Raw genomic sequence first — 13,923 nt, forward strand, 5'->3', positions numbered from 1 at the left:
CGTAGAGCTCCTGACTAGGCGAGGCGGCGGGCAGCGGCGGCGAATAGATCGCCGCGCTGGCTCATTCCGGTGTACATGTCCAACGATGCCGCAGCCGGCGCCAAAAGTACGGTATCGCCGGCGTCGGCGTGTTGCACCGCGGCAGCCACGGCCTCCTCCATTGCGCCGGCGGGGTCGTGGCTGTCGACGAGGGTGACGGGGACGTGCGGTGCGGCGTCGTGAAGCGCGCGGGCGAGCACGTGCTTGTCGACGCCCACCAGCACCGCCGCCTTCAACCGCGCCGCGTGGGTGCGCAGGAGGTCTGTGACGTCGGCGCCCTTGAGCTGGCCGCCGGCAACCCACACGACGGAATCCAGCCCGCGCATCGCCACCTCGGCGGCATGCGGATTGGTGGCCTTGGAGTTATCGATGTAGGTCACGCCGCCCTGCTCAAGGACAATCTCGCCGCGGTGCCCCGCGACGACATAGGATTCCAGGCCGGCGGTGATGGACTCCGGCTGCGCGCCGGCGAGGGCTGCCATGGCGGCGGCCGCGGCGGCGTCGAGCACGCCCGCCATGCCGGCGGGCCGGATGGTGGTGACGTCCTCGATGACGGTGGCGCGCATCCCGGCAACGTCGTTGACCAGCAGTCCGCCCTCGCTCACGCCGACCTGCCCGGTGGCGGGCTCGGTGTGGGTGAACGAAGTAGCGGAGGTGGAGCCGGCCCAGTGCTCGCGGACGTACTCGTCATCGATGCCGATGACGGCGTGGGTGCCGTGCAGGATCTTCGCCTTATCAGCGGCGTAGGCGGCGAAGGAGCCGTGCCAGTCCAGGTGGTCGTCCGCCAGGTTGAGCAGCGCTCCTACTTCTGGGTGCAGCTGGGAAGACCAGTGCAGCTGGAAGGAGGACAGCTCCGCGACCAGGATATCCACGCGCGGGTCGGCGGCAAGCGCGTCGAAGGGCGAGACGCCGATGTTCCCCACGGCCTGGGAGCGCAGGCCGGAGCGGGGCTCGTCGGCGGCCATGATCGCGGCCAGCATGCCCGTGGTGGTGGTCTTGCCGTTGGTGCCGGTGACCGCGAGCCAGCGGCGCGGGGCGCCGAAGACTTCCGCGCGGTCGAGGCGGTAGGCCAGCTCAACATCGCCGATGACCTCGCGTCCCGCAGCGGCCGCACGGACCAGAAGCGGCGAATCCGGGCGCCAGCCCGGAGAGGTGACGACGAGGGAGTAGTCCGCCGGCTCGACGGTGGCTGCGTCCACGGTCTCCACGCCGAGCTCGGTGGCGATGCGGGCGCGGGATTCCGGGTTTCCGTCGGCCACCGTGGTATCCACGCCGAGGCCTTGCAGCACTGCTGCGCAGCCGCGGCCCGAGACGCCGGCACCGGCGATGAGGACTCGTCCGTTAAGAAAGTCAGGAAGCATTATGCGCTCAGCCCAATGCCAGTTGCGGTGAGCCAGTCACCATAAAAGATAGCCACGCCGGCCATGGCGGCCATGGCGGCCAGCAGCCAGAAGCGCACCACCACGGCGGTCTCGGCCCAGCCACCGTTTTCGAAGTGGTGGTGGATGGGGGCCATGCGGAAGAAGCGCTTGCCCGTGGTGCGGAACACCACGATCTGGATGACCACGGAGACGGTCTCGATGACGAAAATGGAGCCGATGACGATCATGAGCAGCTCGGTGCGGCTGGCCACGGACAGGCCAGCGACGAGGCCACCGAGTGCCAGGGAGCCGGTATCACCCATGAAGATCTTCGCCGGTGCGGCGTTCCACCACAGGAAGCCAAGGCAGCCGCCCAGGCCTGCCGCCGCGAGAACCGCGAGATCGAGCGGGTCGCGGACCTGGTAGCAGCCGGCCGTAACGTCGACGGCACAGGAGTTGCGGAACTGCCAGAAGGTCATGAGCGAGTAGGAGCCCATCACGATAGCGGTCACGCCGGCGGCGAGGCCATCCAAGCCGTCGGTGAGGTTAACGGCATTCGACCACGCGGCAATCAGGATGTACATGAAGATGAGGAACACGATGGTTCCGATGACGGTGCCGCCGACCGCCAGGTCGAAGGTGTTGAGGTCACGGATGAAGGACAGCTTGGTCGAGCCCGGGGTGAGGCCGGACTCATCCGGGAAGCGCAGCACCAGGAACCCGAAGAGCAAAGCCAGGACCAGCTGGCTAATCAGCTTTGCCTTCTTGTTCAGACCCAGGTTGCGCTGCTTGAAGAGCTTGATGAAGTCATCGGCAAAGCCCACGGCACCCAGGCCCAGCGTCAGGCCTAGGACGAGAAGGCCGGAGACCGTAAAGCCGCCGTGCCCCATGGCCAGCCCGTAGAAGCCCACCACCAGGTAGGCGATGAGGATACCGGCCAGGATGGCGAGACCACCCATGGTCGGGGTGCCCCGCTTGCGCAGGTGGGACTTGGGTCCGTCCTCGCGGATTTCCTGGCCGCGGCCGGCATCGGAGAAGTACCGAATGAGGACCGGGGTGGTAAAGATGGCTACGAGGAAGCTGACCACACCAGAGATGATGATCTGAGTCACGAGCTTGACAATCCTTTCTAGCGGCTAGCTGTGGTTCAGCTGTTCCGCGACCAACCAGAGACGCTGTGCGTTCGAGGCCTTGACCAAGACCACATCCTTGACGCTGCGGCTGGCCCAATCGTCGACCCCGACCGGGGCCGTTCGCACCGGGGCCGTTCGCAGGATGGCGTCGACCGCCTTCGCGGCCGCATCAACATCCGCGCACACCTTTGTAGTTATACCTTGCTGCGCGGCCGCCTCGGTCATTGCCCAGCAATTCGGGTTCTCTCCCACGGCCACGAGGTAATCCACGTGGTACTTGGCCAGAACCTCGCCCAGGCGGCGGTGCGCGGAATCGGCATCCGCGCCCAACTCCCCCATCTCACCGAGAACCGCAATGGAACGCGCGTCGGGGCGCGCTGCCGCGGTGTAGGCCAGCGCGGCGATGGCCGCGCGCATGGAGTCAGGGTTGGCGTTATAGGAGTCATCGATGACGGTGACGCCATCCCGGCGGGTGCGCACATCCATGCGGTGCTCCGAGGCAATGCGGTGCCCGGATAGGGCGCTGGCCACGGTCTCTGCGGACAGCCCCAGCTCGATGGCCGTGGCCGCGGCTGCGAGGGCGTTGGAGACCTGGTGCGCGCCGAAGACCTGGAGCTTCACCGGAAGCGGTGCAGCATTGGGGGTGTGCAGGGTGAAGGAGGGACGGGCGACGTCGTCAAGCTCCACGTCCGTGGCGTAGTACTGCGCGGCCGGCGCCCCACCCCGCCGGTTCTCCGCGGAGTAGTACACCACCTTCGCCGTGGTGCGCGGCGCCATCGCCGCGACGAAGGGATCGTCGGCGTTGAGCACCGCCACACCGCCGTCGGCGGCGCTCGGCAGTGCTTCCACCAGCTCGCCCTTGGCCAGCGCGATATTTTCGCGGGAGCCGAACTCGCCGAGGTGGGCGGTGCCCACGTTGAGCACCACACCGATGCGCGGGGCGGTGATGTGCGTGAGGTGGCGGATATGGCCGATGCCGCGTGCCGACATCTCCGCCACGAGGTACTCAGTGTGCTCGTCGCAGCGCAGCGCGGTGTACGGCAGCCCGATCTCGTTGTTGAAGGAGCCTGGCGGGGCCACGGTCTCCCCCACCGCGCGGAAGATGGTGGCGATGAGGTCCTTGGTCGACGTCTTGCCGGCGGAGCCGGTCACGCCGACGATATTGAGGGCGTGCTCGGCCGATAGACGCTGGGTGACAGCGCGGGCCAGCGCGGAGAGAGCCTGCACCACGGCAGCGGCGGAGCCGTCTTCATCGTTGGCGTAGATGTCCGCATTAGCTCCGTCGCCTTCGACGCGGCCGTGCGGCTCGACGACGATGGAGGGGACCCCCACCGGGCGTGCCGCAAGCACGGCAACCGCGCCCTTTTCGATGGCGGTCTGGGCAAAGTCGTGGCCGTCGACGCGGGCGCCGGGCAACGCGACGAAGAGCCCGCCGGGGGTGACCTTGCGGGAGTCAAATTCGACGAAGCCCGTCACGCGGGCGTCGGGGTCCTCGACACTATCGAGCCGGCCGCCGGTGATGTCGGCGATGTCTGCGAGCGTTAACGCGATCATGCCTGCTCCTTAGATTCTGTAGCTGTCCCACGTGCCGGGACGGTGTCGCTGTCACCGTACCCCGCCGCGGTGGGTTGCGCCTGCTTGCCAGTGCGGTTGCCCAGCACGGAGTCCAACGCTCGCGCCATCTCTTCGCGGTCGTCGAAATGGTGGACGGTGTCTCCGATGAGCTGGCCTACCTCGTGGCCCTTGCCCACGACGATGACGGCGTCGCCCGGCTGGGCCCACGCCACGACCTCATCGATGGCGGCCGCGCGGGAGCCAACCTCACGGATATCGCCGTCCGGGTTGGCCTCGCGCGCGCCCTGCATGACCGCAGCGCGGATGGTGGCGGGGTCTTCGGTGCGGGGGTTGTCGTCAGTGACGACGGTAAGGTCCGCGCGCTCGGCGGCCGCGGCGCCCATGAGCGGGCGCTTGGAGGAATCGCGGTCGCCGCCGGCGCCGACAACGATGCCGATCCGGCCCGCAGTTCCCTCTAGTTGTCCGCGCAGCGTATCGAGCACGGCCGCGATGGCGGCGGGCTTGTGCGCGTAGTCGACAACCGCGACAAACTGCTGGCCGCGGTCAATGCGCTCCATTCGGCCGGGCACTGCCACCTTCTCCACGCCCGCGAGGAACTCCCGCGGCGCCAGTCCGATGGCCGCGGCCATTCCCGTGGCCAAGGCGGCGTTGGCGATGTTGAATTCGCCCGGCATGGGAAGGCGGAACTCGTAGCTGCCGGCGGCCTCGCCGGTGGCCACGGTGAGCTCCACCTGCTGGGCGCCGGTCGCCTCGGTGCTGAGCTGGCGGGCAGAAACGTCGACCGCCTCGTCGCCGGTGCCGCCCGCCGGGCGGGTGGTGGCCACACGGCTCACCGGGTGCTCGGCGGCGCGACGTGCCATACGCTCGCCCCACTCGTCGTCCACACAGATGACGGCCTGGTCGGCGGCCTGGGGGCCGTCGAAAAGCAGTGCCTTGGCCTCGAAGTAGTCCTCCATCGTGGGGTGAAAGTCCAAGTGGTCCTGGCTGAGGTTGCTAAAGCCGCCCACGGCGAAGCGGGTGCCCCGCACGCGGCCGAGGGACAAAGCGTGGGAGGAGACCTCCATGACCACGTGGGTCACGCCCTCGGCAACCATTCGTGCAAAGAGCTCCTGGAGAGTCGGCGCCTCCGGCGTGGTCAGGGACGTCGGAACCGGCTCGCGGTTGATGCGGGTACCCGTCGTGCCAATGAGACCCACCGAGTAGCCGGCGTGCAGCAGGCCAGCCTCGAGGAGGTAGCTCGTGGTGGTCTTGCCCGACGTACCCGTGACTCCCAGGACGGTGAGCTCACGGGTGGGGTGCCCGTAGATTTCAGCCGAGACGGGGCCGAGGATCTCGCGGATGTCCTCCACCACGAGCACGGGGCGCGCCTCCTGCTCTGCGGAGAGAAGCTCCCAGCCGGCCTCGTCTGTGAGGATGGCCGCCGCCTTGGTATCCGCCGCGTAGCGTGCTCCATGCACGCGGGTTCCCGGCAGCGCCGCGAACAGGCCGCCCTCCGGGACCGTGGCGGAGTTGAGGCCGCACCAGTCGACGGTGACCGAGTCATCTCCGATCACGCGGCCACCGGCAAGTGCTGCTAGACGCTCAAGGCTGATGCTGCTTGTCACTGTGTTTCCTCTCAGTTGTGAAGTCGTCTCTATTCTGCGCGCAACGTCAAGTGCGGTGCCGGCGCGGAGGTGGGAATGTTGTCGCGGTTGAGCAGCCACGAGGCGATGTCCGTAAACACCGGCGCCGCGGACTGTCCGCCCGAGCCGTCATCGTTGACGCCGGACTCTGGCTCATCGAGCATGACCGCGACGACGAAGCGGGGGTCGTCGGCAGGCGCAATGCCCGCAAACGTGATCCAGTACTTCGAGTTGGAATACGCTCCGGTTTCCTCATCCACCTTCTGGGCGGTGCCGGTCTTGCCGGACAGCTGGTAGCCCTCCAACTGGGCGTTTCCGGCAGTACCGTTCTGCACACCTTGCGGATCAGACTGGAAGACCGAGCGGAACATATCCACCACCGTACGCGCGGTTTCCGGGCTGACGACGCGGGTGGTCTCCGGCGGATCCAGCTCTTCCTGGGTACCGTCCGGCCCCGTCACGGAGTCGATGATGCGCGGCTCGATACGCTCGCCGTCGTTAGCCAGCGTTTGGTAGATCGAAGCCAGCTGCAGAGCCGTCCACGACTGACCCTGACCAATCGGCAGGTTGGCGAACGTGCCGCCGGACCACTGCGACTTGTCCGGGACCAAGCCGGCGGACTCGTTCGGTAGCTCGATACCCGTCGTCTGCCCCAGCCCAAACTTCTTCAGATAGTCGTCGTACTTGTCCTGCCCCAGGCGGTCCGCCAGCATGAGGGTGCCCACGTTGGAGGACTTACCAAACACACCTGTGGTGGTGTACGGCTCCACTCCGTGCTGCCAGGCGTCAGACACGTTGACGCCCGCCATGTCGATGGAGCCAGGGACCTGGAGAACCTCGTCCGGGGTGGACAGCCCCTCCTGGATCACGGCCGCGGCCGTAATGATTTTGGCCACCGAACCCGGCTCGAAGGGGTGCGAGATACTGCGGTTGTCAAAGGTCTTGTCCTTATCCAACTGCTTCTCAATATCCTTGTTGGGGTCAATCGTTCCAGTATTAGCCATGGCCAGCACCTGGCCCGTGGCGGCGTCCAGCACCACTGCCTCAGCGTTCTTCGCCTTGGAGTTAGCCTTGGCCTTTTCCAGCTTCTGCTGCACGTAGGTCTGCAGGTCCAGGTCAAGGGTCAAGGTGACGTTCTTGCCGTCGGTCGTCGGCACCTGATCACGCAGCGTGCCGGGAATTACCTGACCGCTGGCGGAGACATCCTCGGTGGAGCTGCCGTCAATGCCGGTCAACGTGCTGTCTCCCGAGGCCTCGAAGCCGAACTGTCCCTGGCCGTCCATCGAGACCTTGCCGATGACGTTTTCGGCGATTGCCCCGTTCGGGTACTGGCGGATCTGCTGCTCATCCGCGGCTAGGCCGTGGTACTTCTCAGAAATCTCCACGGCCACGTCCGGGTCGACGTTGCGGACAAGAACCTCGTACTGGGTATCCGCGCGCAGCTTATCCATGATCTGCTTCGGGTCGACATCGCCCGCATCAACGCCAGCGCTCTTGAGCATCTCCGGGATACCGTTGGCCATGTCGTTGAGGCGGCTGGTGACCTTGTCATCGAGGAACTTCTGCTGGTCCTCAGAGGACTTGCCGTCAAAGTCAGCTTCGCCGGTAGCTTGCTGCTCCTCCTGCTCACGCAGCTCGTCGCGCAGGCGCGTAGGCGACACGGTCAAGGACCGGGCACGCATGGTGTAGGCAAGACGCTGCCCGTCGCGGTCCACAATCTCTCCGCGGCCCGCGGTATCGATGTACACGCGGGTGCGCTGCTCCGCTGCCTTGGCGGCAAGATCGGGCCCCCAGACCAGCTGGACCAACGCCAACCGTCCGGTCCATACCAGCATGACCACCATCAAAATGGCAGCCACGACGTGCACGCGGTGCCGCATAGTCTGCTGCTGGCTGACCGCAGGCTTTCCCGTACGCGGGTTCCGGTCCCGGGTTGCTGGGACAACCCGCTCTGCGGCAGGGCGCTGCCGGGAGCGGTGCTCCGTGCCATAAGGCTGCGCAGCCCGGTTTGACCGAGTGGCGCGGGCGGCCGACGAGCGCCGCGGGCGCCTACCACCGGAATGTGGTGAAGTCACACGTCACCTTTCTTTCTGCAGCGAACTGGCCGGGTAGCCCACCGCACGAACGGCGGACAGATTCACCCCGAATTGTGCCTTATGATCGCCGCGGGCCCGCGCAGGCACGCGCGGGCACCAGGGAATCTCACTGAATCTCAATGGTTCACAACGAAACTAGCCACGAGCTGCGTAAGGAGCCTGCGCCGGGATGTCCGGCAGCTCGACGTTCTGCTCGCCGGACGGGGCACCGCCCGGAGTGTTAGCGGCCGGCGCGTCCTGTCCGTTGTTCTCCTGGTTCTGCTGGCCCTCCGTCAGGTGCGGGCGGGCGTTGAGGTTATCGGACATATTGGACGTCTGCTTCGGGTCACTGGAGGCTTGGCCCGGACGGACCGGCTCGCCGTTGACGTCGATGACGGATTCCTTCTCCGGAGTGGCCTCGCGCTTCTGCTCCACCTTGCCTTCTTCATCGACGCTCACTACGCCCGGCTGGACCGGGATTCCCATGTTGGCATCGTGCGCGCGCCGAGCAACATCCGAGGAAGAGCGGACGTTTTCCAGGTCACGGTTAAGGGTTTCCAGCTGGTTCGTCAGCGTGGATTCCTGGGCGGTGAGCTGCTGAATCTTGAAGGTCTGAGAGGTAGACATGCCGGACAACCAGAGCGCTACAACGACTCCTGCAACGAGGATGCCGAGTGCAATAAAGGACAGCCGGCCGAAGAGTCCGGAGGCCTTCTGCGGCTGCACCACGCGGCGCCCGCGCTGGCTGACCACCTGCTTAGAACCGAGACGGCTGCCGCCCAAGCCCTCCCGCACGCGGCGCGTCGGAACCGTCCCGCGATGCGGGGTGCGGCTCGGCAGCGGAGTAGTGCGGCGGCCGCGCTCAAGCAGCGCGGTGCCGCGCCCGGCGGCGTCGGATCCGGTGGTGAAGTCGCGGCTAGCGCCCATGGTGTGGGTCCTCTCGTGGTCGCGGGTCGGGGTAGCTTGTGGAAAACGGTCTCGAAGTGTCATGGAGTGCCTCCCGGTCCGTGAAAGGTCGGGGTTCCCTCCACACGCTCCAGCGCGCGCACGCGGACGGAAGCAGCCCGGGGATTCTCCGCGATTTCGGCGTCACTCGCTTTTTCGGCACCGCGCGTGACAATGGAGAAGTGTGCCGCCGTACCGGGCAAGTCCATGGGCAAGCCCGCCGGCGTTGTCGAGGTGCTTAGCTGCTTGAAGGCCTGCTTCACAATGCGGTCCTCGAGCGACTGGTAGCTCATGAAGACAGCCCGCCCGCCTACTGCGAGGGAGTCCGTGATTACCGGAATGACCTGCTCAATGGCTTCCAGCTCCCGGTTAACCTCGACGCGAAGCGCTTGGAAGGTGCGCTTGGCGGGGTGCCCGCCGGTGCGGCGAGTGGCCGCCGGGATGGTGGCATAAAGCAGCTCGACGAGGCGCCCCGAATTGCTAAACGGCTCCCTTTCGCGCTCTTTGAGCACGGCGGAAGCAATCTTGCCGGCAAAGCGCTCATCGCCGTAGGTCTTGAGCACTCGGGCCAGATCGCCGTGGCTATACGTGTTAAGCACGTCTGCGGCAGTTATCCCCTGACTCGGGTCCATGCGCATGTCCAGCGGCGCATCGGTCTTGTAGGCAAACCCGCGCTCGACCTGATCCAGCTGCATGGAGGACACGCCCAGATCGAAGAGCGCACCGGCCACGCCGGCGTCTCGCGCCGCTGCGAAAATCTCATGCTCGCCGTGGGCAATGGCCGCGCCTACCTCATCGAAGCGTGCGTTGACTCCCACGAAACGGTCTGCGAAACCTGTAAGCCGCTCAGTCGCGGCAGCCAGGGAGGCCGAATCTCGGTCCACCCCGATGACGCGCGCCTGCGGAAAGTGGGAAAGGAAGTACTCACTGTGACCGCCGGCGCCAAGGGTGCCGTCCACGATGACAGCGTTCTCCCCCGCCGCCTCCACGCTGGGCGCAAGGAGCTCTGCCATGCGCGCACGCATCACGGGGACGTGACCGTGGTTATCGTTCACGTCGTAGTTGATCGTCTCATCGTGGGCCATGGCCTCGCACCCCCTCTCCTTGTGGCGCCTGCGTCCGCTCGTCGCTTTCTCATTCCCGATAAAAGTCGAGTGCGTATAGGGCCCTGTCCGAGGAAGGCTTCTGATGTCGGGGAAGTACACCAGATCATCTTCCTCGGGCAGAGTCCGTACACGCACTCTTGTCGCGCCGACCGCTAAAGCAGGCCGGCTAGTACGTCATCGGCGTCAGCCGCCGAATAAGCGTCTTCAGTTTGCGCCTGGTACTCAGCCCACGCGGCTGCGTCCCAGATTTCAAGGAAGTCAACTGAACCCACGACCACGCATTCCTTAGTCAGGTTTGCGTACTCACGGTGCCCTGCTGACAGTGTGATTCGCCCGTGCCCGTCAGGGCGCTGCTCGTCCGCACTTGCTGCCAAGTTACGAATGAACGCACGCGCGTCCGGGTTGGTGCGTGACACCGCCGCTGCTTTCCGAGCTCGCGCCGCGAACTCCTCCCGCGGATACACCGCGAGGGAATGATCCTGGCCTTTTGTGACCATCAGGCCACCAGCCAGGTCTTCACGAAACTTCGCCGGAAGCGTAAGCCGCCCTTTGTCATCGAGCTTGGGAGTGTAGGTACCGAGAAACATCCCGGGTCCACCTTCCTGTCACTCGAAAAACTCCGGTTTCCTCTTACGGCAGAAGAACACTTCTCCACCGATGCGCCCCACTCTACCCCACTTTCCCCCACCATCCACACCTTGCCAGTAAATTACATCCGCGTGTCTCCCCATAACCGCAGATAAACAGCACTGTTTCCGGTGGGGAGATTTCCCCGGAGTCCCCTTGACATACCCCACAAAATGCACCACCAACACCATCAGCCGCATCTCTAACTCTGCTACCGTGCCCCACTTAACGCAGCATCACACACTGGCTCCTGCACTTTTACCCCCGTCTTCCGGCCTTCCCCCTTCCACCACTCCCCACTCTCCCCCACAGAGGCGCGCCCTCCGGCAATTGGTGGGGCAAAGTGGGGGAAATGGGAAGATGCCCCACAACCCCCTTTAAGCAGCAATCGAGTCCCGCTTGCCAGAAAAATGGCCCGAAAACGCCAAAGCCCGCACCTCCCAATCCGGGAGATGCGGACTACTTCGGCTCTACTTAACGCTCAGCCAATGCACTTAGCGCCCCTCAAAGCGGCGGCGGAAGTTATCTTCCAGGCGATTGCCCACGTTGCTACCACTCTTCTTCGGCTGCCCCTCGCGCCCGCGCGATGGAACTGAGACCGAAGCCGGCGAGGCAGTCGAACCACCACGCAGCATCCACACGCCAGCACCAAACATGACCAAGAATCCAAGGATGGACAGACCAATAAACCACAGAGACTGCTGCGCCAGCGCGATTCCGCCCACCATCATGCACAGACCAACAACCACCAGCGCTACGCCGCGCAGCGTGATTGCCCCAGTGCCGCCGCCAAAGGAAGAATCCTCGGACACAGACGCACCAAAGTTAGGATCGTTGGCCAGCAACGACTCTTCAATTTCACGCAGCGCTCGCTGTTCGTGCTCAGAAAGGGACACAGTGTCCTCCATGTAGGGTGTGGGGGCTAATCGGGTACTACCTCTGTAACGTCAAGAATAGCTAGATAGTTCCCGCGAATACAGTTTGCGCATTCTCCGCACGACGATACATAGAATCTTCTCCCACACCCTCCAGGGTGGTCTACCGCGAGAGCAGGCATCCCACTAGGCGGCTAGGCCACCAAAGCCAAGCTCCGACTCGGTCGCATCCACGTAGCGGGCAGCCAGCGCCAGGTACCCGAGCACGACTTCGTCGGCAGGCACCGGGTCCATTCCAGAGGCAACACGGGAGCGCACTCGCGAGTATTCACCGAACTCCGCAGCCCACTGAGCATCCGCTGCTCCAATAAGCGCCACCTGCTCCCACGCAGACGAGGGCAACCGCTTGCGGCGCCCCACCGTAGAACCTGCCACCCGTGCGCCCGCTGCACGCAGCGCGGCCCGGTACGCCATTTCCAGTGCGTCCTCCATCTGCCCCCGCGCCGCACTTGCACGGGCCGCCGACAGCAGATCGAGAGCCTGCTCGACAAAGCAATCACGGCGCACAATCTGCAGCGCCTCCCGTCCGCGACCGCGTGCCGCCGTTGCCGAAATTACCTGTGCCATGACCATCCTCCTTTGTTGCTGTTCTGCGACTCACCCTAGAGCCGCACCCGAACACCCACTCCCCACATTAGTTCACATGTTCGAGTACGGCAATAGCTGTTCGAGACTATTCACATTTCCAACGAACATGCACTCGACACATCGAAGGCGTGACTGGCTTTCGCCTCTGTGCCAGATCTGCTGTTATTGAAATTGTGAGTTACACACTGCGCCGCCTAACGCCCCAAGAGTTCGCCATCGCCGTCCCCCAGCTGGTGGACATCTACATCGCGGCCATGGACTACTCCCCCACGGTGCGCGAGAGCTCCATCGCCCGCTGGAAGACGGATCTCATCCGCCCCGGATTCGGCTGCATCGTAGCCACCACTGAGACCGGAATTGCTGGCTTTGCCTACGGTTTCCTGGGTTCTCCTGACACGTGGTGGGACCGCGAGCTGCGCCGGGCCTTGACCCGGCTGGGCGGCGCCTCCCCCGAGCAGGAAGACGTCCTCCATAACTACTTCGAGCTTGCTGAAATACATGTGCTGCCCGCCGCACAAGGCCAGGGGTTAGGCCGCGCGTTGCTAGAGGCCTTGGCCTGGAACCTCCCGGCGCGCTTTATCCTGCTCTCCACGCCGGAGCACCCGCAGGAGTCCAACTCCGCTTTTGGGCTGTACCGGAAGATGGGGTTCACGGACTTCCTCCGCCAGCTGTACTATCCGGCTGATTCTCGCGCCTTCGCCATCCTCCAAGCCCCGGTCCCCTTGCAGCCACTTGAGTCACCGCAGCCACCGCACCCAGCGGAGCGCACACCCCCCGAGTAGCCCAGCGCCTAATCACCCACCCAGGGCAGGTATCGTGACAGGTGTGAGTGAACCGAAGATTCCATCCTTGGCCGAAATCCCCGCTGCTGTCCGCACGGAGCTTGACCGCTTCCTGGAAGGACAGCGCGAAGCGCTGGTGAACATTGGCCAGCCGGTAACCAACGCCGTGTCCTACCTGGAATCCTTCGTCCTCGACGGAGGAAAGCGCATCCGCCCGCTCTACGCGTGGGCGGGCTTTATTGGCGCGCGCGGCCTGGAGGGGCCCGAGTCGCCGGAGGCGATGCTGCGCGCCGCCTCCGCGCTGGAGTTCATCCAGGGCTGCGCCCTCATCCACGATGACATCGTGGATGCCTCCGATACCCGGCGCGGCAATCCCACCGTCCACCGCGGGGTGGCTGCGCGCCACCGCGAGCTCAACCTCGGGGGCGACCCCGACTTCTTCGGCCAATCCATCGCCATCCTCGTCGGCGACATGGCCTTGGTCTGGGCAGAAGACATGTTCCAAGACTCCGGTCTGAGCCAGGAGGCACTGGCCCGCGCGCGGGCACCGTGGCGAGGTATGCGCCGAGAGGTTATCGGTGGCCAGATCCTCGATATTTGCCTGGAGGCAGAAGGGTCTGAGGACGCCGCCCTGGCGGATTCGGTGAACCGCTTCAAGACAGCCGCCTACACCATCGAGCGTCCGCTGCACTTGGGGGCGGCCATCGCCGGGGCACCGGAGAAGCTCATCGCCGCCTTCCGCGGCTACGGCCGCGATATCGGAGTAGCCTTCCAGCTGCGCGATGACCTGCTTGGTGTCTTCGGCGATCCCACTGTCACCGGCAAGCCGGCGGGAGACGACCTGCGGGAAGGCAAGCGTACCGTGCTGTTGTCGCTGGCCCTGCAGCGTGCTGATGCTTCCGATCCGGCCGCCGCGGCTGACTTGCGCCGGCTGATCGGCAGCACCGACGACCCAGCGGATATTGAGCGGATGGCGCAGATTATTGCGGACTCGGGCGCACCGGACGTCGTCGAGCAGCGCATCACGGACCTTACCCACTCGGGTCTAGCCCACCTGGGGGATGCCCACGTGCCGGCAGAGGTCACCGCTACCCTGGAGGAGCTCGCCCGCAAGTCCACTGCCCGCCGGATGTAG

Annotated in this window: 12 protein-coding genes; 2 read left to right on the top strand and 10 right to left on the bottom strand. The window is 65.3% G+C overall.

Translation table 11 applies throughout. The features are described 5' to 3' along the window. Nucleotides 1–14: 14 nt before the first annotated feature. The 10 genes from murD to ACKFR8_RS04815 form a co-directional block, all read right to left on the bottom strand. Nucleotides 15–1,400, bottom strand: a complete 1,386-nt coding sequence (gene murD / locus ACKFR8_RS04770; protein WP_306506697.1) for a UDP-N-acetylmuramoyl-L-alanine--D-glutamate ligase — start codon at nt 1,398–1,400, stop codon at nt 15–17. Then, nucleotides 1,400–2,512, bottom strand: a complete 1,113-nt coding sequence (mraY, locus tag ACKFR8_RS04775) for a phospho-N-acetylmuramoyl-pentapeptide-transferase (protein WP_306506696.1) — start codon at nt 2,510–2,512, stop codon at nt 1,400–1,402. Before mraY ends, murD begins: the two co-directional genes overlap by 1 nt. A 24-nt stretch (nt 2,513–2,536) precedes the next feature. Further along, nucleotides 2,537–4,087, bottom strand: coding sequence for a UDP-N-acetylmuramoyl-tripeptide--D-alanyl-D-alanine ligase (gene murF, locus ACKFR8_RS04780; protein ID WP_408930717.1), 1,551 nt, complete (start codon nt 4,085–4,087; stop codon nt 2,537–2,539). Continuing rightward, complete coding sequence (locus ACKFR8_RS04785) at nt 4,084–5,712, bottom strand: UDP-N-acetylmuramoyl-L-alanyl-D-glutamate--2,6-diaminopimelate ligase (protein ID WP_408930718.1); 1,629 nt, start codon at nt 5,710–5,712, stop codon at nt 4,084–4,086. Before ACKFR8_RS04785 ends, murF begins: the two co-directional genes overlap by 4 nt. A gap of 29 nt (nt 5,713–5,741) precedes the next feature. Further along, nucleotides 5,742–7,610: a peptidoglycan D,D-transpeptidase FtsI family protein gene (locus ACKFR8_RS04790; RefSeq protein ID WP_408930989.1), complete on the bottom strand. Its 1,869-nt coding sequence runs from the start codon at nt 7,608–7,610 to the stop codon at nt 5,742–5,744. A gap of 351 nt (nt 7,611–7,961) precedes the next feature. Beyond that, on the bottom strand, nt 7,962–8,732 hold the full coding sequence (locus tag ACKFR8_RS04795; RefSeq protein WP_408930719.1) for a hypothetical protein: 771 nt from the start codon (nt 8,730–8,732) through the stop codon (nt 7,962–7,964). Nucleotides 8,733–8,791: 59 nt separating this feature from the next. Continuing rightward, nucleotides 8,792–9,835 (bottom strand): 16S rRNA (cytosine(1402)-N(4))-methyltransferase RsmH, encoded by a 1,044-nt coding sequence (gene rsmH / locus ACKFR8_RS04800; protein WP_408930720.1) that lies wholly within the window; start codon nt 9,833–9,835, stop codon nt 8,792–8,794. Nucleotides 9,836–10,008: 173 nt separating this feature from the next. Further along, on the bottom strand, nt 10,009–10,443 hold the full coding sequence (gene mraZ / locus ACKFR8_RS04805) for a division/cell wall cluster transcriptional repressor MraZ (RefSeq protein WP_296131049.1): 435 nt from the start codon (nt 10,441–10,443) through the stop codon (nt 10,009–10,011). 534 nt (nt 10,444–10,977) lie between these two features. Further along, complete coding sequence (locus tag ACKFR8_RS04810) at nt 10,978–11,379, bottom strand: DUF3040 domain-containing protein (protein ID WP_296131051.1); 402 nt, start codon at nt 11,377–11,379, stop codon at nt 10,978–10,980. A 165-nt stretch (nt 11,380–11,544) separates the two neighbouring features. Then, nucleotides 11,545–11,985 (bottom strand): SAV_6107 family HEPN domain-containing protein, encoded by a 441-nt coding sequence (locus tag ACKFR8_RS04815; protein ID WP_408930721.1) that lies wholly within the window; start codon nt 11,983–11,985, stop codon nt 11,545–11,547. A 194-nt stretch (nt 11,986–12,179) separates the two neighbouring features. Here ACKFR8_RS04815 and ACKFR8_RS04820 point away from each other — a divergent pair, with 194 nt between their 5' ends. Continuing rightward, nucleotides 12,180–12,788, top strand: coding sequence for a GNAT family N-acetyltransferase (locus tag ACKFR8_RS04820; protein WP_408930722.1), 609 nt, complete (start codon nt 12,180–12,182; stop codon nt 12,786–12,788). 34 nt (nt 12,789–12,822) lie between these two features. Beyond that, entirely contained in the window at nt 12,823–13,923 is a 1,101-nt protein-coding gene (locus ACKFR8_RS04825) for a polyprenyl synthetase family protein (RefSeq protein ID WP_408930723.1), read from the top strand.

The organism is Corynebacterium axilliensis (assembly GCF_046097495.1).
Classification (GTDB): domain Bacteria; phylum Actinomycetota; class Actinomycetes; order Mycobacteriales; family Mycobacteriaceae; genus Corynebacterium.